This window comes from Pedobacter sp. NO84 (genome assembly GCF_059703915.1).
Window position 1 is genome coordinate 590,983 of the sequence record NZ_AP046575.1, and the last position, 19,603, is coordinate 610,585.

At 38.7% G+C, this 19,603-nt stretch carries 18 protein-coding genes and 1 tRNA gene; 13 read left to right on the forward strand and 6 right to left on the reverse strand.

What is annotated here, in order from left to right; all coding sequences use genetic code 11:
• Positions 1-53: 53 nt before the first annotated feature.
• Positions 54-1,850 (reverse strand): transcription termination factor Rho, encoded by a 1,797-nt coding sequence (gene rho / locus AC6H0V_RS02725; protein ID WP_497562177.1) that lies wholly within the window; start codon positions 1,848-1,850, stop codon positions 54-56.
• Positions 1,851-2,121: 271 nt separating this feature from the next.
• Between rho and pyrF the strand changes: the two genes are divergently transcribed.
• From pyrF to AC6H0V_RS02745, 4 genes are all read left to right on the forward strand, one after another.
• On the forward strand, positions 2,122-2,952 hold the full coding sequence (pyrF, locus tag AC6H0V_RS02730) for an orotidine-5'-phosphate decarboxylase (protein WP_497562178.1): 831 nt from the start codon (positions 2,122-2,124) through the stop codon (positions 2,950-2,952).
• Positions 2,949-3,851, forward strand: coding sequence for a DMT family transporter (locus tag AC6H0V_RS02735; RefSeq protein WP_497562179.1), 903 nt, complete (start codon positions 2,949-2,951; stop codon positions 3,849-3,851). The genes pyrF and AC6H0V_RS02735 overlap by 4 nt, the downstream gene beginning before the upstream one ends.
• 758 nt (positions 3,852-4,609) lie before the next feature.
• Positions 4,610-5,902, forward strand: coding sequence for a DUF2851 family protein (locus tag AC6H0V_RS02740; protein WP_497562180.1), 1,293 nt, complete (start codon positions 4,610-4,612; stop codon positions 5,900-5,902).
• A 130-nt stretch (positions 5,903-6,032) separates the two neighbouring features.
• A complete protein-coding gene (locus AC6H0V_RS02745; protein WP_497562181.1) occupies positions 6,033-6,254 on the forward strand; it encodes a PspC domain-containing protein in 222 nt (73 codons plus the stop codon).
• 137 nt (positions 6,255-6,391) lie between these two features.
• On the opposite strand, the gene AC6H0V_RS02750 is transcribed toward AC6H0V_RS02745, so the two are convergent.
• Positions 6,392-7,048: an ankyrin repeat domain-containing protein gene (locus AC6H0V_RS02750; protein WP_497562182.1), complete on the reverse strand. Its 657-nt coding sequence runs from the start codon at positions 7,046-7,048 to the stop codon at positions 6,392-6,394.
• A gap of 285 nt (positions 7,049-7,333) precedes the next feature.
• Here AC6H0V_RS02750 and AC6H0V_RS02755 point away from each other — a divergent pair, with 285 nt between their 5' ends.
• The 5 genes from AC6H0V_RS02755 to AC6H0V_RS02775 all read left to right on the forward strand — a co-directional run bounded on the left by AC6H0V_RS02755 (position 7,334) and on the right by AC6H0V_RS02775 (position 12,356).
• Positions 7,334-9,889, forward strand: coding sequence for an FtsK/SpoIIIE family DNA translocase (locus AC6H0V_RS02755; protein WP_497562183.1), 2,556 nt, complete (start codon positions 7,334-7,336; stop codon positions 9,887-9,889).
• A 55-nt stretch (positions 9,890-9,944) separates the two neighbouring features.
• Complete coding sequence (gene lolA1, locus AC6H0V_RS02760) at positions 9,945-10,592, forward strand: outer membrane lipoprotein periplasmic chaperone LolA1 (protein ID WP_497562184.1); 648 nt, start codon at positions 9,945-9,947, stop codon at positions 10,590-10,592.
• Between the two features lie 140 nt (positions 10,593-10,732).
• On the forward strand, positions 10,733-11,494 hold the full coding sequence (locus tag AC6H0V_RS02765; RefSeq protein WP_497562185.1) for an MBL fold metallo-hydrolase: 762 nt from the start codon (positions 10,733-10,735) through the stop codon (positions 11,492-11,494).
• A 195-nt stretch (positions 11,495-11,689) separates the two neighbouring features.
• Positions 11,690-11,773: transfer RNA gene (locus AC6H0V_RS02770), tRNA-Leu, on the forward strand.
• A 298-nt stretch (positions 11,774-12,071) separates the two neighbouring features.
• Entirely contained in the window at positions 12,072-12,356 is a 285-nt protein-coding gene (locus tag AC6H0V_RS02775; RefSeq protein WP_497562186.1) for a GIY-YIG nuclease family protein, read from the forward strand.
• Positions 12,357-12,646: 290 nt separating this feature from the next.
• Here the strand turns inward: AC6H0V_RS02775 and AC6H0V_RS02780 are convergent, their stop codons facing one another.
• The 3 genes from AC6H0V_RS02780 to AC6H0V_RS02790 form a co-directional block, all read right to left on the reverse strand.
• Positions 12,647-13,927, reverse strand: coding sequence for a PAS domain S-box protein (locus AC6H0V_RS02780; protein ID WP_497562187.1), 1,281 nt, complete (start codon positions 13,925-13,927; stop codon positions 12,647-12,649).
• 180 nt (positions 13,928-14,107) lie between these two features.
• On the reverse strand, positions 14,108-14,362 hold the full coding sequence (locus tag AC6H0V_RS02785; protein ID WP_497562188.1) for a hypothetical protein: 255 nt from the start codon (positions 14,360-14,362) through the stop codon (positions 14,108-14,110).
• Positions 14,363-14,375: 13 nt separating this feature from the next.
• Complete coding sequence (locus AC6H0V_RS02790; protein WP_497562189.1) at positions 14,376-14,837, reverse strand: hypothetical protein; 462 nt, start codon at positions 14,835-14,837, stop codon at positions 14,376-14,378.
• A gap of 259 nt (positions 14,838-15,096) precedes the next feature.
• On the opposite strand from AC6H0V_RS02790, the gene AC6H0V_RS02795 reads away from it, so the two are divergent.
• Both AC6H0V_RS02795 and AC6H0V_RS02800 read left to right on the forward strand, forming a co-directional pair.
• A complete protein-coding gene (locus AC6H0V_RS02795; RefSeq protein WP_497562190.1) occupies positions 15,097-15,282 on the forward strand; it encodes a hypothetical protein in 186 nt (61 codons plus the stop codon).
• The gene (locus AC6H0V_RS02800; RefSeq protein ID WP_497562191.1) at positions 15,269-15,589 is read left to right on the forward strand and encodes a hypothetical protein; all 321 of its coding nucleotides are present in this window, start codon (positions 15,269-15,271) and stop codon (positions 15,587-15,589) included. The genes AC6H0V_RS02795 and AC6H0V_RS02800 overlap by 14 nt, the downstream gene beginning before the upstream one ends.
• Positions 15,590-15,624: 35 nt before the next feature.
• On the opposite strand, the gene AC6H0V_RS02805 is transcribed toward AC6H0V_RS02800, so the two are convergent.
• A complete protein-coding gene (locus AC6H0V_RS02805) occupies positions 15,625-16,035 on the reverse strand; it encodes a VOC family protein (RefSeq protein WP_497562192.1) in 411 nt (136 codons plus the stop codon).
• Between the two features lie 264 nt (positions 16,036-16,299).
• Between AC6H0V_RS02805 and AC6H0V_RS02810 the strand changes: the two genes are divergently transcribed.
• Both AC6H0V_RS02810 and AC6H0V_RS02815 read left to right on the forward strand, forming a co-directional pair.
• Positions 16,300-19,149 carry an FAD-binding and (Fe-S)-binding domain-containing protein gene (locus tag AC6H0V_RS02810; RefSeq protein ID WP_497562193.1) on the forward strand — a complete coding sequence of 950 codons (2,850 nt, stop codon included), beginning with the start codon at positions 16,300-16,302 and terminating at the stop codon, positions 19,147-19,149.
• Positions 19,150-19,287: 138 nt separating this feature from the next.
• Positions 19,288-19,434 carry a hypothetical protein gene (locus AC6H0V_RS02815; RefSeq protein ID WP_497562194.1) on the forward strand — a complete coding sequence of 49 codons (147 nt, stop codon included), beginning with the start codon at positions 19,288-19,290 and terminating at the stop codon, positions 19,432-19,434.
• The last annotated feature ends 169 nt before the right edge of the window (positions 19,435-19,603 follow it).

Below are 19,603 nucleotides of genomic sequence, written 5' to 3' on the forward strand. Positions count from 1 at the left end.
TGGAAGATGGAATGGAAACATCTTCCATTTTACATGTTCCATCTTACATTTTTCTACCCATTCATTCCCATTAAAAATTCTTCGTTGGTTTTAGTGCCTTTGATTTGTGCCTGCACCAGTTCCATTGCCTCCTGACTGTTCATATCGGCCAAATGGTTACGCAATACCCAAATGCGCTGTAGGTTTTCTCTATCCAATAATAGATCGTCTCTACGTGTACTTGATGCAGTAATATCAATGGCAGGGAAAATCCGTTTGTTCGATAGTTTACGGTCTAACTGCAGTTCCATGTTACCGGTACCTTTAAACTCTTCAAAAATTACCTCATCCATTTTAGATCCCGTATCGGTAAGTGCGGTAGCTAAAATAGTTAATGATCCACCTTTTTCAATATTACGGGCGGCTCCAAAGAAACGTTTTGGTTTATGCAAGGCATTGGCGTCTACACCACCTGACAGAATTTTACCCGATGCAGGGGCAGTGGTATTGTAGGCTCTAGCTAAACGGGTGATAGAATCCAATAGGATAACTACGTCATGACCACATTCTACCAAACGTTTCGATTTCTCTAAAACGATATTGGCGATTTTCACATGTCGCTCTGCGGGTTCGTCAAAAGTAGATGCGATTACCTCAGCTCTTACGCTACGGGCCATGTCGGTAACCTCTTCTGGACGCTCATCGATCAATAAAATAATCAGATAAACTTCCGGATGGTTTTTTGCGATCGCGTTAGCTACTTCTTTTAATAAGTTAGTTTTACCGGTTTTCGGCTGTGCTACAATTAATCCACGTTGTCCCTTTCCAATTGGAGTGAAAAGATCCATGATCCGTGTAGAGTAATTATTAGAATCAGTGAAAAGATTTAATTTTTCCGTAGGAAAAAGTGGGGTTAGGTAATCAAATGGAACACGATCGCGCACGTCGGCAGGAATTCGGCCATTAATGCTAATTACTTTAACCAAAGGGAAATATTTTTCGCCTTCTTTTGGCGGGCGGATGCTACCATTAACGGTATCACCGGTTTTTAGTCCAAATAATTTAATCTGCGATTGCGAAACATAAATATCATCAGGAGATGAAAGGTAATTGTAATCTGCTGAACGTAAAAATCCATATCCATCGGGCATAATTTCTAAAACACCTTCGTTGGTAATGGTATTATCAAAATCGAGGGTCGAGTAACTGGTTTCATTCTGTTTATGGGCATTTCCTCCGTTTTGGTTAGGATTTTGTCCTTTTTGCGGACGATTATCTTCCCTAGGTGTTCTTTCTTCGCGTGCAGGTTTTTCTTCGCCCTCTGGGATATTTTTCTGTTTCTTACTGGGATTTTTAGGATTAACAGGATTTTTAGGATTAGCCTGACTGTTAGGATTTTCGGGATTTTTTGCTTTGTTTGCCTGGTTCTGCAATTTCATTGCAATGGTTTCCAAACGCTCCGGATCATCTTCAAAATTTGGTGGAAGTGTAACTACAGGTGGCTCAACTTCTTCAACTTCCTCAATTTCAGCCTCAGGTCTCCGTGTTTGTGGTTCATCAAATAAAGTAACACGATCCCGTTCAGGTTGTTGGGGCTGATTGCCTTTATCGTCTTTAGAAATACGGGCCCTTTTCTTTACCATCGGTTTGTCGGTATTGTTTTCTCTGGAAATTTTAGGCTTAGCCGACCGAACAGTAGTGGCACTTTCTTGAGGCGCTGCACTAGATTCGTTTATCGGGGATTGTTGCTGTAGAATTTGCTCTATGAGGTCGTTTTTACGCAAATCATCAGTATTGGTTATACCGGCTTTTTTTGCCAACTCACGTAATTCAGCAGTAAGCTTTTCAGTTAGTTCTGTTTTATTAAACATTTATGTGTATTTGTCGAGAAATTTTAAATAGGGTTTATCAAAGAATAGTATAGAAAAAAATGCCTTAAAAACATTTATAGAAACAATTTTGGTTGAGATTTTTCTGGGATATTCAGATAAACATTCGGGAATTATGCCACAATTGTATGTATTTACAAATTAATAAGCAACTAAAATATCAAATTGTTTAAAAATATTGCATTTTTTTGTTGTAAACATAACGGGAATTTCACTAAAATCGACATCTTTGCGCATCATTCTCCCACTTCAAATGAACAAGGAACAACTTTTTGAGCAGATCAAAAAAAAGAAATCTTTTTTATGCGTCGGTCTAGATCCAGTATTATCAAAACTTCCAAAACACCTGTTAAAATACGAAGATCCTATCCTTGAATTTAATAAGCAATTAATTGATGCTACCCATGATCTTTGTGTAGCTTATAAACCAAATACTGCTTTTTACGAAAATAGGGGAGCTCGAGGTTGGGAAACCTTAGTTAAAACCTGGCAACATTTTCCGAAAGATATTTTTTCGATCGCGGACGCAAAACGCGGTGATATTGGAAATACTTCTGCCATGTATGCCGAAGCATTTTTCTTAGAAGAAAACACAGGAATGAGCTTTGATTCGATTACCGTTGCACCCTACATGGGGAAGGATTCTGTAGCTCCCTTTATCGCTTATCCAAATAAATGGATGATTCTGTTAGCGCTTACCTCTAATGAAGGAAGCAAAGATTTTCAAACTCAACAGAGGGATGGCACAAAATTGTATGAACAAGTAATCATAGCAGCTCAACAATGGGCAAGTAGCGATCAATTAATGTATGTTGTGGGTGCTACTAAGCCCGAAGAGTTTGAAAATGTAAGACGCTTAGCACCAGATCATTTTCTACTGGTTCCGGGTATCGGAGCACAAGGCGGAAATTTAGCTGCAGTTTGTAACGCTGGCCTAAACAAAAGCTGTGGACTATTGGTAAACTCGGCCCGAAGCATCATTTATGCAAGCGATGGTCTCGATTTTGCCGAAAAAGCCCGTGAAGAGGCCTTAATTATCCAGCAAGAAATGGAGCAGATATTGAAGAATGCCAATCTGTTATGAAAGCAAAAGTTGATTTTAAATTAATTGGAGCTCTTGTTGCCATCGCTTTAGTTTGGGGCACAACCTATTTGGGAATTCGTATTGCTGTGCATACCATCCCGCCATGGTTTGTTACCGCAATGCGACAATTTTTAGCATCCTCCATTCTATTGGTTATACTTTTACGAAAAAACGAACTAAAATGGATCGGCTGGCCTGCATTAAGGCGACAAATTCTGCTCTCTTTACTTATGGTGGTAATCGCAAATGGAATGACCACAGTGGCCGAACAGAGTATCCCCAGTGGGTTAACATCCCTGCTCAATGCCCTTAGCCCAATTGTAGTTTTTATTGGAAGTGTATTAATCGGACTACAGAGGCCAAATTTAAAAGGATTTATAGGAGTAGTTATAGGTTTTTTAGGTGTAGCCTTTATTTTTAGGGATGGAATTGCAGATCTCTTGGATTCTAATTATACCAATGGCGTTGTGTTTTTGGCCATTGCCATTTTAAGCTGGGCAACAGGAACGATATACACCAAAAAATATACTCAACAAAGCTCAAATATCTTTCTTGATCTGTTTTACCAGTTTGCTTTTTCGGCGATTGTTCAATTGATTTTAGCATTTATTTTTTCGAAGGAAATAGAACCTAGTCGTTGGAGTTTGGAAAGTTTAGCAGCAGTAGCTTATTTAGGGATCTTTGGGTCTGTGATCGGATATTTTTGCTACAGTTACGCGTTAAAAAAAGTAACAGCTACAGAAGTAACCATTACCTCTTATTTCAATACCATTATCGCATTATTTTTGGGTTGGCTAATTTTAGATGAAGTGATCACCTATGAGCTGCTTATTGCTACGATATTAATAATTGCTGGAGTATTTATTACTACTTATAAAAAGCAGAATACGAAAGATTAGAAAGTGAAAGGCAGTAGTGCTTGGGATTTTGCAGCCCTGCTCTCCATTACAAGTCCTCTCCCGATGAAGGATCGGGATACGGGCTTTCCATTCCGATCAGGCTTAATAAATAAGGGTGGTGCTGCTATCTTAGGTTGCGGGAGCCCATTTTTATATACGACCCCGCCGGGGTCGAGGAATAACTTGCCCGTTGTCTAAGATATATGAAGCCTATGGCTTCATAAACTGACCTCGGAGAGGTCAAATTTTCAAAGAAATCATCAGCGTTACGACCCCAGCGGGCTCGTATGTAATAATATTAAACATGCTGATCCCAGCCTGCTTTTTTAGGGCGTCAGCTACTCTCTGAGATATGAACGTTAGGTTGCGGGAGCCCATTTTTATATGCGACCCCGCCGGGGTCGAGGGAATAAACTGCCATTTATCTAAGATATATGAAGCCTACGGCTTCACAAGCTGACCTCGGAGAGGTCAAATCTTTTAAGAAATATCCATCACGCATTACGACCCCAGCGGGGTCTTATATAATAATATCAAACATGCTGGTCCCAACCTACCTCAGAGAGGTCAGCTACTCTCTATATAATATGAACGTTCGTTTCTAGACCCCAAGCGGGTCGTATGATAATTATGATAACTTTTAGGAGATTATATAATCCTTAAATAAATCAAGTTTTCCCTCTAATTCAATCCCGATAATCACCAGTTAAATTTTCTAAAAACCTCATTTTTAGCGCTTTGAATACTTATTTTCATGCATGAACTTTCAAGAAGAATTCTTGCATTTTATATGGCAATTTAGATTATATGGTAGCCAAAAACTGTATACAACCAATTACGAACTGATAGACGTGTTACATCCAGGAATGCCAAATAGAAATTCCGGTCCAGATTTTAGCAATGCCAAAATCCAAATTGCAGATACAATCTGGGTTGGTAATGTAGAAATCCATATCAAATCATCCGATTGGATGTTGCATCAGCATCAGTTTGATAGTGCTTACGAAAATGTGGTATTGCATGTAGTTTATGAGGATGACATCCCCATTTATAGAAAAGATGGAAGCTTGTTGCCTGTACTAATTATAAAAGACCTCTATCCCCCTTATCTCCTTAATAATTATGAACAATTGGTTACATCAGCAAATGTATTCCCTTGCGAAAAGCAAATTCATCAGGTTGACACCTTATTAATCGAGAGTTTCTTATCCCGTATTTTGGTTGAGCGGATGGTGCAAAAATCAGTTGAGGTTGAACAGAAACTCGCCGCTTTTAAAGGTGATTGGGATGGAACCTTTTATCATTTTTTGGCGAGGAGCTTTGGTTTTAAAGTAAACGCCCTCCCGATGGAGATATTAGCTCAATCGCTACCTCACCAGTTGTTGTCAAAACATAAAGACAATCCTTTGCAAATCGAAGCTTTAATTTTTGGTCAGGCGGGCTTTCTTAATCAAAAATTTAACCATCCTTACCCTAAACAACTCCGTCATGAATATCTTTTCCTAAGAAAAAAATATAAGCTAAAACCCATAGACATTTCGCTTTGGAAGTTTATGCGCATGCGCCCACAGAATTTCCCGACACTAAGATTGGCACAATTTGCGGCATTAATAGCTCGCTCAAACCATCTTTTTTCGAAGATTTTATATATAAATGAGCTTCAAGATACAGAGCAACTCTTTGAGAATCTTCCGGTTAATCCCTTCTGGGCTACCCATTACCACTTTAATAAACAGGCCGTTGGTGTAAACCTTCAGCTAGGCAAAAGCTCCATTCATCATATTCTGATCAATACAATGAGCATTTTGTTGTTCACTTATGGTAAAACAATGGACCAGTATCAATATGTAAGAAGGGCAATCTCTATGTTGGAAAATTTGCCTCCAGAAGATAATTCCATCCTTAAGCAATATATAGCCGTGGGTGTAGAAGTTAAAAATGCCTTTCATTCTCAAGCACTTCTTCAATTGAAAAAAATGTATTGCAATGAAAAGAGATGCCTGCAATGTGCAATTGGAGTAAAAATATTAAAGAAATCCACTACTAATTAAGCTTATGAATTGTGGTGGGTGGTAATCTATACAGTTCTAACTTCATTTTTTAAACCCTAACAATAGATTAAATTGCAAAACCCAATTTTAAAAGCTAAATTACGTTTAAATGTTATAGCAATCACGATCAATGTTTCAACGTATAGTCACATTTTTTGAACAACAAAGTTTTGGCGTATCTACTTATCTTGCCAATAAATTTAACATGAACACAAACAAGGTGCGCCTGTTCTTTATTTATTCCTCCTTTTTGGCTGTTGGTTTCCCGATCTTATTTTACCTTTTAGCAGCTGTAGTCTTAGACATTCGAAATTATATGAAAAAGGTGAGGTTAAGGGTTTGGGATATTTAATTAGCTAATTTATTAATTTGATAATTAGCCAATGCTTCAACCAAATTCATCAACGCTTTAAATTAACCAAGTCAATAATATTTAAGTTCATTTGACTATGGGTAATTAGCTAATTGATTAATTCACTAATTAGCTAATTAATCATCATCCCTTAATATCTCCGCGATTTCGCTAAATCCCTTTTCAGCAGCCAGATCTGCCGGTAATTTTCCTCCTTCCATGCGCAAAGTTACTTCTGCACCGTGCTCCAATAATAGAATTATCAATTCTATATTTCCCAATTGTGCGGCCGAATGTAAGGGTGCTACACCGCTTTTTTGACAAACATTAGGGTAAGCTCCGGCATCTAACAACATTTTTGTTATAGTGAAATTATTAGCGGCAACGGCCGAATGAATGGGGAATAAATTATAGCCATTATTTGTGGGAACATTAACCTCCGCCCCTTTAAGCACTAAAAAACGGGCAATATCTTCATGTCCAAAATAACTGGCCAGTCCCAACGGAGTAAAACCATCATCCGAAAAAGAATTAACCAATTGTGGGTTTTTAAAGATCAAAAGTGTAACATCATCAAACTTTCCTACGGCACAAGCTTCAAAAATATTCAGTTCTGAAACAAATTCGGCAATAGCATTAGCAATTTCACTTTTTTTATAGTAACAGGCCAACATCAAAGGAGAAATTCGGTGAGATGTTGTTTGTGAGGCCAATTGAGGCTTTTGTTTAAGTAATTCGATTATTTCGGCTAACTGACCGTTCTCAATAAGCGTTTCGAGATGCGTAATATCCATTTTTTAAAAAGGTTAGTCATCGGATGACTTAAGTCATCCGATGACTAATATAAGCAAAAAAAAATCCTGCCCAATATGATCAAGCAGGATTAACCTAAAACAAAACTATATAAAATGATTTTCGCCATTTTAATTTAGACGATAAGAATGGGAAATGGTTTAACTCATCGGATGACTTAAGTCATCCGATGAGGAACGTTCAAAATAATTTCTTCAAATCTTAATTGATTTATATAGCACAAACAACTATATATTTTATATTTGTTGCTTATAACATTTAACTAAATGCCGCTAAAGGGAAATCAATTTAAGTCTAATTCATTTAAGCAGGAAGAACCTACAAAAGCTGGTCAGAAGCAAACAACAAGCAGACCAACGCGAAACAAGGTAGATTTAATGCCAACTTTCGACTTGCAAAATGGAAGATTTATTAAAATTATTGGGCTTTTCTTTATTATCATCTCCATATATTTTTTAGTTGCCTTTACCTCTTATCTATTTACTTGGCAGGAAGATCAGAGCTACGTAATTGATGCCAATGGGGGTTGGAGCAATCTCTTTAAAGGTTTAGATGAACTTAAGAACAGTGGCGTAAATGATCCTATCGTCCAAAATTGGTTGGGTAAAGTGGGTGCATTATTGGCCCATCAATTTATCTACGAGTGGTTTGGTGTAGCATCATTCCTGTTCATTTTCGTGTTTTTTGTAATCGGTTACCGCTTACTTTTTAAGGTACAAATCTTCGCCATCGAAAAGGTATTAGCCTATAGTTTTTTCTTTTTGGTATTCCTATCCCTTGCCTTTGGTTTTGGCCATTCGTTTTTTGCAGATACTCCCCATTTCTTAGAAGGAGAATTTGGTTACTGGAGCAATAAATTATTAGTTGCACAGGTCGGACAGGCTGGCGTTGGTGGTTTATTGGTTTTTTTAGCCTTAACAATTTTAATCATAGCCTATAATATCGATTTCAAACTTCCACAGCGTGAAAAGGAAGTGTATTTAGATAATGAAGTTCCAGATTATGTAAGCGATATAAGGGCAGAAGCAGCACAAAATAGGGATGCAGATCTATCTGAGCCTGTAGAATTTGATGTAAACGATAGGTTCAAAAATCAACCTAAAAAAGAACAGAACATCGTGCTTACCCCAAGCAGATTCGAAAACCAGGATGAAAAAGAGGAGTTAGAAACGATTTTACCCTTAGGTACAAATGTGTTATTAACTCCCACAGCTGCTGCGGCCACACCCTTAGAAGTTGAGCCTGCATTTACCATAGAAAAAACCGAAGAAGAAGCAAAAGCCGAAGGCCTCGTAGAACAGTTTGGCAATTATGATGAAAAATTAGACTTATCGGGCTATCAATACCCACACTTAGACCTATTAGAAAATTATGGTTCTAATAAGATTTCTGTAAATGCCGATGAGCTCGAAGCCAATAAAAATAAAATTGTAGAAACACTTAATCATTACAACATTGAGATTGATAAGATTAAAGCTACAATTGGTCCAACAGTTACTTTGTACGAAATTATCCCGGCTCCAGGTGTTCGTATTTCTAAGATCAAAAACTTAGAAGATGATATCGCCCTGAGTTTAGCCGCTTTAGGAATTAGGATAATTGCGCCAATGCCCGGAAAGGGTACCATTGGGATTGAAGTGCCAAATCAGCATCCAGAAATGGTTTCGATGAGGAGCATTTTAAATACCGAAAAATGGTCGCAAAACACCATGGACCTTCCCATTGCACTTGGGAAAACCATTAGCAATGAAGTTTTTATTGCCGATTTGGCTAAAATGCCCCATTTGTTGGTAGCTGGAGCAACCGGGCAGGGTAAATCTGTTGGGATCAATGCCATCTTAGTTTCACTCTTGTTTAAAAAGCATCCAGCACAGCTGAAATTTGTACTGGTAGATCCAAAAAAAGTAGAACTTACGCTATTTAATAGGATTGAACGCCACTTTTTGGCCAAATTGCCTGGCGAGGCGGACGCAATTATCACCGATACCAAAAAAGTGGTGAATACGTTAAACTCTTTATGTATCGAAATGGATCAGCGTTATGATTTATTGAAAGATGCACAGGTTAGAAATTTAAAGGAATACAACGATAAGTTTATCAAGCGAAAACTTAATCCAAATAACGGTCATAGGTTTTTACCTTTCATTGTTCTAATAGTTGATGAGTTTGCAGATTTGATGATGACTGCCGGGAAAGAAGTGGAGGCACCTATCGCACGTTTGGCACAATTGGCAAGAGCTATTGGGATCCATTTGGTTCTTGCAACGCAACGTCCGTCGGTAAATATCATTACAGGAACGATAAAGGCTAATTTTCCGGCTCGATTGGCTTTTAGGGTGCTTTCGAAAATCGATTCAAGAACAATCTTGGATAGTGGCGGCGCCGACCAGTTAATTGGTAGGGGAGATATGTTATTGTCAACAGGGAGCGACTTAATAAGACTACAGTGTGCATTTGTAGATACACCAGAAGTTGACCGTATTTCTGAGTTTATTGGTAACCAACGTGGCTATCCAGACGCCTATCAACTACCAGAATATATAGATGAGAATGCGGAATCTACCAAAGGTGATTTTGATCCCGACGATAGAGACCCCTTGTTTGAAGAGGCCGCACAGCTGATTGTGACCCATCAACAGGGTTCTACCTCTTTAATTCAGCGAAAGATGAAATTGGGATACAATAGGGCTGGAAGGATAATTGATCAATTGGAAGCTGCGGGTGTAGTTGGCCCGTTCGAAGGAAGTAAAGCTAGAGAAGTTTTATTGCCAGATCAATATGCTTTGGAACAGTTTTTGAATACCCTCAATAACAAATCATAGATGTACGTGCTGTTAACTTGAAAGTGTTTGATGTTAACAGATAAACAAGAAAAAGATGAAAAAGATTATAATAGGATTGATTATTGGCGCATTCGGATTATCAGCAAGCGCACAAACAGACGCGAAAGCCAAAGAAATTCTGGCTGCAGTAAGTAAGAAATATCGTACTTATGATGTGGTGAAAACAGATTTTACCTTTACCTTAAATAACGCACAAGCAAAGGTTAAAGAAACTCAACAAGGAACCTTATACGTTAAAGCAAATGCCAATAAGTATAAAGTTGCCATGACCAATCAAGATTTGATCAGCGATGGAAAAGTGCAATGGACTTATCTTAAAAATGATAAGGAAGTGCAGATTTCTAACGTTGATAATAGTGGAGATGCCATTAATCCTGCTAAGATTTTTACGATTTACGAAAAAGGATTTAAGTACTTGTACACAGGTGAAAGCAAAGTGGGGTCGAAGGTTTATCAAATGATCGATCTTTCTCCAACTGATGCGAAGAAAAACGTGTTTAAAATTCGTTTAAGTATTGATAAAGCTTTAAAACAAATAGCCAATGTGGTTATTTTTGAGAAGAATGGAAATACCTATACTTACAACGTGAAAACGTTTTCGCCAAACGTAAAAGTTCCTGAAACCACATTTGCTTTCGACGCGAAAAAATATCCTGGCGTTGAAGTAGTAGATTTAAGATAATTAATATTCCCGATAACTATCGGGAACATGTTAAAAGGGTTTGAGCGAAAGCTTGAACCTTTTTTATTTTGGCCTATTTTGAGTATAATTGTCTTGGGTTGATGGTGTGAAGTTTACAATCATCCTTTTAATACTGCATTTTGAAAATCACTTTTTTAGGTACGGGCACATCACAGGGCATTCCGGTTATTGGGTGTGGCTGTGCGGTATGCCAATCAGCCGATGCTAAGGATAAAAGATTGCGGGTGTCTGTTCTGGTAGAAACCGATGATAGAACCCTAGTTATAGATAGCGGCCCTGATTTCAGGTTTCAAATGCTGAGAGCAGGCGTAAAAGATCTAGACGCTATTTTATATACTCATGAGCATAAGGACCATGTAGCGGGATTAGATGACATTAGGCCTTTTAATTACTTGTTACACAAGGTGATTGATATCCATGCTACAACACGAGTGCAAGAAGCACTAAGACGGGAATTTGCTTATATTTTTGCAGATACCAAATACCATGGTTTACCGCAGGTTAAACTCCACACTGTTACTAACCAACCTTTCGAAATTGGTTCTACTACCATTGTCCCCATAGAGGTAATGCACCATAAATTACCTGTCTTGGGATATCGATTCAAAGATTTCACCTACATCACGGATGCCAAGACCATATCAGATGAATCATTCGAAAAAATTAAGGGAAGCAAATATTTAGTGATCAACGCACTTCAAAAGCAGGATCATATCTCTCATTTTACCTTCAACGAAGCTATCGCATTTGCAAATAAAGCAGGAGCAGAAACTACCTATTTCACCCATATGAGCCACAATTTAGGCCTGCATGCCGATATCGAAAAAGAATTGCCACCGCATATTAGGTTGGCTTATGATGGACTTAAAATAATTAGCTAATTATCTAATTTGCAAATTAGCTAATTTGTGAAATTCCTCTATATTTGCAGACCAATACCCAGGAGGCGATCCCGATAGCTATGGGGATGGTAGACGCAATGGGGATGGTAGACGCAATGGGCTTAAAAACCGCTTACCCAGGTGGCGATCCCGATAGCTATGGGGATGGTAGACGCAATGGGCTTAAAACCACTTACCCAGGTGGCGAAATTGGTAGACGCACCAGCTTGAGGGGCTGGCGCCCTTACGGGTGTGGGAGTTCGAATCTCCTCTTGGGTACAAATACAATTAGGGTGTGGGAGTTCGTCCCGATTGCTATCGGGACTCCTCTTGGGTACAAATACACTTTAGGGTGTGGGAGTTCGTCCCGATTGCTATCGGGACTCCTCTTGGGTACAAATACACTTTAGGGTGCGGGAGTTCGTCCCGATGGTTATCGGGACTCCTCTTGGGTACAAATACAATTAGGGTGTGGGAGTTCGTCCCGATTGCTATCGGGACTCCTCTTGGGTACAAAATAACCTTATAATGAACAAAAAAGCTCCAGTAGAAACTGGGGCTTTCGTTATTTTGGATCATGGCATCAGTTTACATTTTACACTCCAAAACTTTAGACCGTTTTTACACGGGGAGTTGCTCCGAACTTTCCTTTCGTTTGGAGCAGCATTGTAACAAAGATTTTCGCGGAAGCTTTACAACAAAGGCACAGGATTGGAAGATTTTCCTCGTTATCAATGATCTCGGTTATGAGCAGGCGAGATCAATCGAGACCCATATCAAGAGGATGAAAAGCAAAATTTACATTGAAAATCTTGAAAAATATCCAGAAATGGTGAACAGGTTAATATTGAATTATAAATAGTGGCGACCCCGATAGCTATCGGGGCGGTAGACGCACCAGCTTCTTTATCGGCGGTGTCTCCACAGACCAAGCGAAAAATCATATAAGTTAACTGTTTCGGTCGGTGAGGACACCAACCTATAGCGCAAAGTATATTCATTTTTTTCTTTATTGGTCGGTGTTCCACTGCCCAACGGTAAAACCATTTAGGTTAACTATTTCGGTCGGTGGAGACAACAACCGATAGGGCAACTATATAAATAAACAATGCGGAGCTTGCATAGAGTTATTTAGTTTTTTTGTTCATGGTATTAACACTTACTTTTAATAACCGTATCCCTTATTACTCGATCAAGTTTCCCTGCCGAATACAGTATCCTCTCCATGATTTCATCTACTTGGTCCTTGGCTAGTTCGCCATCATATAATTGCGTGAGTCCCAAAATAGAAGCTAGTGGTGCCCTAACCTCATGGCTTTGAATCCAGGCAATCTGTTGTAGTCTCTCGTTTTGCAGCTGTATTGAGGTAAGATATGCCATCCGTTCGGTCAAATCATTGGATATGGCAAGGGTAGCTGGTATGCCATTGAAAGGAATGGCATTGAAAATAATCTCCACATGGAATACTTCTCCATCTTTTTTAATGTGCCGGGTAAACATAGTCTCGGGGATTCCAGTTCCACTCCTGTTCATGTCGGCCTGCACAGCATCAGGATTCGTATCAAATTTGATATCTATAATTTTCATCTTCAGGAATTCTTCCTGAGTGTACTTATATTTTATCACGGCCGCCTGGTTCACTTGTAAAAATCGTAAGGTCGCATTGTCTAGTACCCACATGGGGGTTGGACTTTGGAAAAACAGACTCATATAATGGCCTTCGGATTCCTTTAATAAACGATTGTTTTCCAGTTGCTCGATATTTATTTTATGCAGATCGGCCTTGAGTGATATTTCCTTTATAATCGTCTTTTCCAGTCCCTGAATGGTTTTTCCTACAATCATCACGATGATAAAACTTAAGAAGATGAGGTTGGTTGAAACGGTGATCCATATGCCCAGAGAATAGTCATTTGCCAACTGGGTATTCCAAAGTCTATAATGAATAATCATAGCACAGGCTATACATACTATAAAATTTAGTGCTACACTCCAATACGCAAGCCTTATTTTACAGGTAATGGTGATAATAACGCTAAGCGTAAGTAGGTAAACGAAACCCGGCCCAACTATACTTAATTTAATGAGCAGAATAATCGACAGGCAATAGAAGATAAGAATTACCGATACCTTTTTCGCATTCTGGCTCAACCCCCGCGACAAGGAAATGGCGGCAGTTAGTACAACTGCCAGTAGATCCGCAACACCAATCAAAATATATCCATGGGCGAAAGACATATAAACACCTGGTACAAGTGCGATAAAACAACTTGGAAGTACATAGGTGATGAAGTTGGTGAAAAGCCGGCTTCTCCAATCTTCCATATTGAAGGGCGCGATTGCCTGTCTATCACTTGTGCGTAGTCGTACAAACGATTTATAAGAATACCATGCTGAGGATAACAAGTTCCGATAACTTTGTTGTTTTCTCATTTTTTGGCAGAAGCGAACAACAAAATTATTGCCAGCCAAAGTTGCAGAAGATAGTCTTTAAATACCGAATTAATGCTCTTTTGTACTTTGCATTAAAAGTTAAATTTGGCTGGTATTTCAGAAGCATCGCTTAGCGTGCGTAAAGCCACTATTTACTTCAACTTGTGATAGAGTTTCTAATTAAATGTTTTGTAATGCTTTTGTTAAACTATCCAACCTGTATTTAAGTCTATCTAGCCTATTTAACTTGTAATATTTTTCAGTTTGTATTTTCTGCTCTTGATAATATTCCCTCATGGGGTCTTTTTGGTCAAAAACAATCCTATTCCCATTGCGATCAAGAAGATAATCGAGGGTAGACAGAATGATGGCTCTGTGCCGATCAAGCTCCGACTGTTTTTCTTCGGCTGTCATTCTGGTCTGTTTTAAATCCATACGCTATTTCAGTTTAGTTATTACATTTCGCTTGCGCAAATACAAATCTTCCCTTTTCATAGTCGATGGGAACCTTGTCATCGAAATGTGCCGAGCCCATAATTAACATAAACTGGCCTACACCCATGGTTAATTTATCCTCTTTTTTTAAAAACGCCACTGGATTACGGTTCCATCGCTCTGCTTTGTTAATTTTAAAATCATAGTGGCCTCTCAAGGTATCGCCATACATTTCGCCTTTGAACTGACCCTCATATTTTTCTTTTTTCTCGGTATAATTAAAGGTAAGTATTCCATTAATAATCTTTTTAGACGTATCAATGGAAAGCCATGCCGTATCCTTTCCAGAAATGGATTGGTAACAAACTGTTTTGCTCTTGTCTATCGGATTTTCTTTAGGCTTTTCTTGTTGACAACCGGAAATTGCAATGCTAAACACGAAGGCAGAAGTTAAAAAGAGATATCGATTTTTCATTAGTTATAAGTTAAGAGATATGATAAGAAGCTAATATAAATCGAAGATGCGCAGTTTACACCCTTTCCACAAAACTAATTTAAAAAGGAATACATTAAGAGGAAAAGTCCTTAAATCTTTGCATAGACATTCTCTTAAGGGTTTTATCCTTCATTGGGCCTATAACTTACAACCCACTGCTTATACTTTACAAGTTTTCTGATCAATTTCAACCAAAAAGATGGTATATTTGAGAAATAGCATATGATTTAATCTTTTTATGCGTTATAATTATTGCCCTAATCGCTCAAATCCTTTCAACACTGCATGGAGCATGTTGTTCGAGGGAATAAATCCAGCACTGCAAGATAATCTAAATAGTTTTTGTAATACAACCTTGTGTTTTACCAAAGAATTTTGGGGCCAGTTAAGTCAATTAAAAGTAGATGATAATGAAGAAAAATAATATAAATTTTAAGGTTAAAGAATATCTTTTCCATTTAAACAATGCCAATAACGAAAATGGGATCAGACCAGCCGAAGGTTGGAAATTTGCAAAGGTAGACCTTGAAGAAAGAAAAGCGATCGAACATGCCTACTATCCTGTAGTAAGTACGGAAATAGGGAATAAGGAAATCGACAGTTTTGCTGATGGAGTGATGCTCGGCTTGAAATCTGACCACCCAGGAATCCATGTATCAGACCAAAATGTTGAAACCGGTGTTGGAGCAGCCCATTTTGTAGCTTTTTGTACTAATAGAGCTAAAAGATAGTAAGTATAAAGGCTCATCCGCAAACCGAAAAATTTTTACTTCAAAGAGTGAAAACCGATTGGATTACCTTCTGTATCCTCACAAATTCCACAGAAACCATATTGGCCTATAGACATCTTTCCACTAACTACCTTGCCGCCCGCTTCAGCTACCCTCGAAATCTCGACAGCACAGTCTTCGCATGTGAAATAGTTAAGTGTGCCACCTGATCCAGGTTTAAACATTGGTGATTTAACCAATGAGCCACTTATTCCTGATGCATCCATTTCACCCGGAAAAAATACCATTTCAAAATATTCATCGCTCCCTGGTTCGGCTTCCATACCTTCGGGCATTGGTGCAGCCTCCATTTTTAGCTGTAGAACGGTTTCGTAGAATTTTTGGGCTCTTGACATATTTTCTACATAGATTTCTGCCCATCCAATAGGATTCCTTTGTGTTGCCATGGTGTAAAAAATTAAGTAATGGTTAATATCTCCCTCCAGCAATGCTGATGCTATTCAAAAATAAGCATAATTAAAAAGGGATAAAAGTGCCAAACAAGATAAAGTAAAGGTACGTTTGAGCCTTTATGTATACTCTTCCATTACAATCGATTAGCTTATTTTTTGGCCCTTGCCTTATATCACAATTAAAAATAATCGCATATTTATTTGTCAAAAACTTGAGGTTTTAGAAAGGAATGTGTGAATATATAATATTTTTGCAGTATGCCACAGTTTGATATTGCAACGTTACTATCAAAAATTATTGCTAAAGAGAGGATAAAATCTAGTTTAATAGACCTAGTGGCTTATGCTTCTGATGCAGGGTTCTATTACCTCAGACCAAAAGCTGTGGTTCTTCCCATCAGTGAGGAAGAAATTATCAATCTCTTCAGTTTTTCCCAAGAACATCAAATTCCACTTGTTTTTAGAACTGCTGGTACAAGTTTATCTGGGCAATCCATTACTGATGGAATTCTGGTAGACCTAAGTAGGCATTGGGAAAAAATTAAAATAGAAAATAACGGAGAACTGGTTAGGATACAACCCGGTGCAATTGGAGCTATTGTAAATGCTTTACTGCACCCCTTTGGAAAAAAAATAGGACCTGATCCAGCAAGTATAAATTCGGCAATGATGGGGGGCATTATTTCCAATAACGCAAGTGGAATGTGCTGTGGCGTAAGTAAAAATTCCTATCACACTGTAAAATACATTAGGTTTATCCTTCCTAATGGTAAAACCTATTCTACCGAAAACGCTAAGGATTACGCAAGATTTGTTTTAGAAAATGCGTGGTTAACCGATCATCTTATTAGAATGCGTGAGGAGATTCTGGGCGACAAAAATTTGCATGAGCGTATTAGGAAAAAATATAGAACAAAAAATACCGTAGGCTACTCGGTTAATGCCTTTATTGATTTTGAAGAGCCCCTAGATATTTTAGCACATCTATTAATTGGGGCTGAGGGTACATTGGCATTTATTGCCGAAGCGGTAATGGTAACCTTACCAGACTACAAAGCAAAATCTACTTCGCTACTTTATTTTCCCGATATCTATTCGGCTTGTAAAGCGATTGTTCCCCTCACCAATTCGGGGGCAGCTGCTGTCGAATTGATGGATAGGGCATCATTAAGGTCGGTTGAGCACATAGAAGGCCTACCGTCAATTATCAGAGAATTGCCCGAATCGGCTGCTGCCTTACTAGTAGAATATCAGGGAGATTCGCATGTGGAAATTGCGGGGCAGATTGCGGATTTTATCAGTATCGCGGCCGAACTTAATTTATTGAACGAAGCACTTTTTACCACCGATCCAATAGAGCAGGCACTTTTTTGGAAGGTAAGGAAGGGAATGTTCCCTGCAGTTGGAGCGGTTAGGGCCAGCGGTACCTCTGTAATTTTAGAAGACATCGCAGTTCCTGTAGATAAGCTGGGCGATGCGATTATTGATCTTCAACAGCTTTTTGTAGATTATCACTATCACAATGCCATTATTTTCGGGCATGCAAAAGATGGTAATATCCACTTTGTGATTAGTCAGGCTTTTGACACCCCTGAAGAAATTGAACGATATGATCGGCTCCTCAAAGATGTGATCAGTTTGGTACTCCAAAAATATGGAGGTGCATTAAAGGCCGAACATGGCACAGGCAGAAACATGGCACCTTTTGTAGAAAAAGAGTGGGGTGGAGAAATCTACGAGATCATGAAAACGATCAAATCAATTGTTGATCCATCGCTTTTGTTAAATCCTGGCGTAATTATCAATAACAACCCTGATGCCCATCTTGCCAATTTAAAGGAACTGCCCAAAGTTGAGATAGAAGTGGATAGATGCATGGAATGTGGATTTTGTGAGCACGTATGCCCTAGCAGAGACATTACGCTTACCCCCCGTAAAAGAATTGTGGTAAGAAGAGAGTTGCTAAATCTTAAAAACAAGGGTAAAAAACAGGATTATAAAACCTTGTTGGATCAGTATCAATATCAGGGACTTGATACTTGTGCAGTAGACGGCTTGTGCGCAACGGCCTGCCCTGTGGATATCAATACCGGAGATTTAGTAAAACGGTTGAGACGAGAAAACCATTCACCATTTGCCAATAAGGTTGCTTTATTGGTAGCCAAAAATTTTAATGGAGTAGCAAAGACCGTGAAATTTGCATTGGCATCTGGGGAACTAATAAATCGGGTTTTTGGCAATAAAACCATGACGATTATCACAGGGGGGATTAAAACCATCATTCCTGCATTTCCCTTATGGTCTGATCAGTTGGCTGCGGCTAAGAAAGTTCCAAAAGTGCTTCAAATTCCAATTCAAGGCCAAGCTATCGTTTATTTTCCTACCTGCATTACCCGATTAATGGGCGACAAAAATAAAGGAGATAAAGATATCATGCAGCATTTTTTGTCGGTTTCGGAAAAAGCACGTGTCCGGGTTATCATCCCTACGCAGTTAAATCAACATTGTTGCGGACAATTGTTTTCATCTAAGGGATTTGCATCGGCTTTTGCCCATGCCGCCAACGATACAATCGAAAAATTGTATGAAACAACGCAAAAGGGGGCGTTCCCCATTGTACTGGATATCAGTTCCTGTACCCAAACGCTTTCCAATTGCCGAAACATGCTTACTTCGGAGAATCAAAAGAAATACGATGAGCTTCAAATCATAGATAGTGTGGCCTATCTTTACGATTATATCTTACCAAAAGTAGGGGTTGCCAAGAAAAAGGAGTCCATCGCTCTGCATCCTGTATGTTCTCTACAGAAAATGTATGGTCTTCCCTATAAATTCAATGCTATTGCCCAGCACTTTTCGAACGAAGTAACGCAACCTTTATTTGCAGGTTGTTGTGGAATGGCAGGTGATCGAGGATTCTTATTCCCGGAGCTCACCCAATCTGCAACGGCTAGGGAAGCAGGAGAAGTAAGGGCCAAGGCACATGACGGCTATTATTCTTCTTCTAAAACATGCGAAATTGCATTGTCAGATGCTGTTGGAAAAAATTATCATTCTATTCTAAAATTAGTTGATGAATGTTGTGTTAAACACGTTGATTTAAACTAATTAGGTTAATACTGCAAGAATCATCCTCTTTTTATAAAATGCAATAATCCACATAACACCTTGGGATGAACATTTCTAGACGGTATATACTAAGTGTTCGTATTTTTACGTTAATGTCGTAGATTTAAACCCGCGACTATGAAAAAGAAAACTCTTCCCATTTTATTGCTCTTTATTATTACTTTATCAATGATGGTACATGGCATTAAAGCAAATGCACAGCAAAAAGACTCTGTGGCAATTGCAATCAACGCCAATAAAATCGGAAATGATAAAATTCGTTAGCTGCTATATTGCATAATTAACCGCTCCAAGGGAGTCCCTTTGGGACAAAGTACGCGGAGAAACGCAACGTTCCATTCAGATATCGAAGTTCAAACTGAGGTGTCTCAGGTGTCTTAGGTGGTTGAGAAATTCAAAAGCTCTAGCAGGGTGAAAAATTAACCGCTCCAAG

Coding starts and splice junctions, on each gene's coding strand:
- AC6H0V_RS02810 (WP_497562193.1), top strand. CDS start 16,300: ATGCCACAGTTTGATATTGCAACGTTACTATCAAAAATTATTGCTAAA.
- AC6H0V_RS02785 (WP_497562188.1), bottom strand. CDS start 14,362: ATGGATTTAAAACAGACCAGAATGACAGCCGAAGAAAAACAGTCGGAG.
- AC6H0V_RS02800 (WP_497562191.1), top strand. CDS start 15,269: ATGAAGAAAAATAATATAAATTTTAAGGTTAAAGAATATCTTTTCCAT.
- AC6H0V_RS02740 (WP_497562180.1), top strand. CDS start 4,610: ATGAACTTTCAAGAAGAATTCTTGCATTTTATATGGCAATTTAGATTA.
- AC6H0V_RS02735 (WP_497562179.1), top strand. CDS start 2,949: ATGAAAGCAAAAGTTGATTTTAAATTAATTGGAGCTCTTGTTGCCATC.
- rho (WP_497562177.1), bottom strand. CDS start 1,850: ATGTTTAATAAAACAGAACTAACTGAAAAGCTTACTGCTGAATTACGT.
- lolA1 (WP_497562184.1), top strand. CDS start 9,945: ATGAAAAAGATTATAATAGGATTGATTATTGGCGCATTCGGATTATCA.
- AC6H0V_RS02805 (WP_497562192.1), bottom strand. CDS start 16,035: ATGGCAACACAAAGGAATCCTATTGGATGGGCAGAAATCTATGTAGAA.
- AC6H0V_RS02780 (WP_497562187.1), bottom strand. CDS start 13,927: ATGAGAAAACAACAAAGTTATCGGAACTTGTTATCCTCAGCATGGTAT.
- AC6H0V_RS02790 (WP_497562189.1), bottom strand. CDS start 14,837: ATGAAAAATCGATATCTCTTTTTAACTTCTGCCTTCGTGTTTAGCATT.
- AC6H0V_RS02745 (WP_497562181.1), top strand. CDS start 6,033: ATGTTTCAACGTATAGTCACATTTTTTGAACAACAAAGTTTTGGCGTA.
- AC6H0V_RS02815 (WP_497562194.1), top strand. CDS start 19,288: ATGAAAAAGAAAACTCTTCCCATTTTATTGCTCTTTATTATTACTTTA.
- pyrF (WP_497562178.1), top strand. CDS start 2,122: ATGAACAAGGAACAACTTTTTGAGCAGATCAAAAAAAAGAAATCTTTT.
- AC6H0V_RS02755 (WP_497562183.1), top strand. CDS start 7,334: ATGCCGCTAAAGGGAAATCAATTTAAGTCTAATTCATTTAAGCAGGAA.
- AC6H0V_RS02795 (WP_497562190.1), top strand. CDS start 15,097: ATGCGTTATAATTATTGCCCTAATCGCTCAAATCCTTTCAACACTGCA.
- AC6H0V_RS02750 (WP_497562182.1), bottom strand. CDS start 7,048: ATGGATATTACGCATCTCGAAACGCTTATTGAGAACGGTCAGTTAGCC.
- AC6H0V_RS02775 (WP_497562186.1), top strand. CDS start 12,072: ATGGCATCAGTTTACATTTTACACTCCAAAACTTTAGACCGTTTTTAC.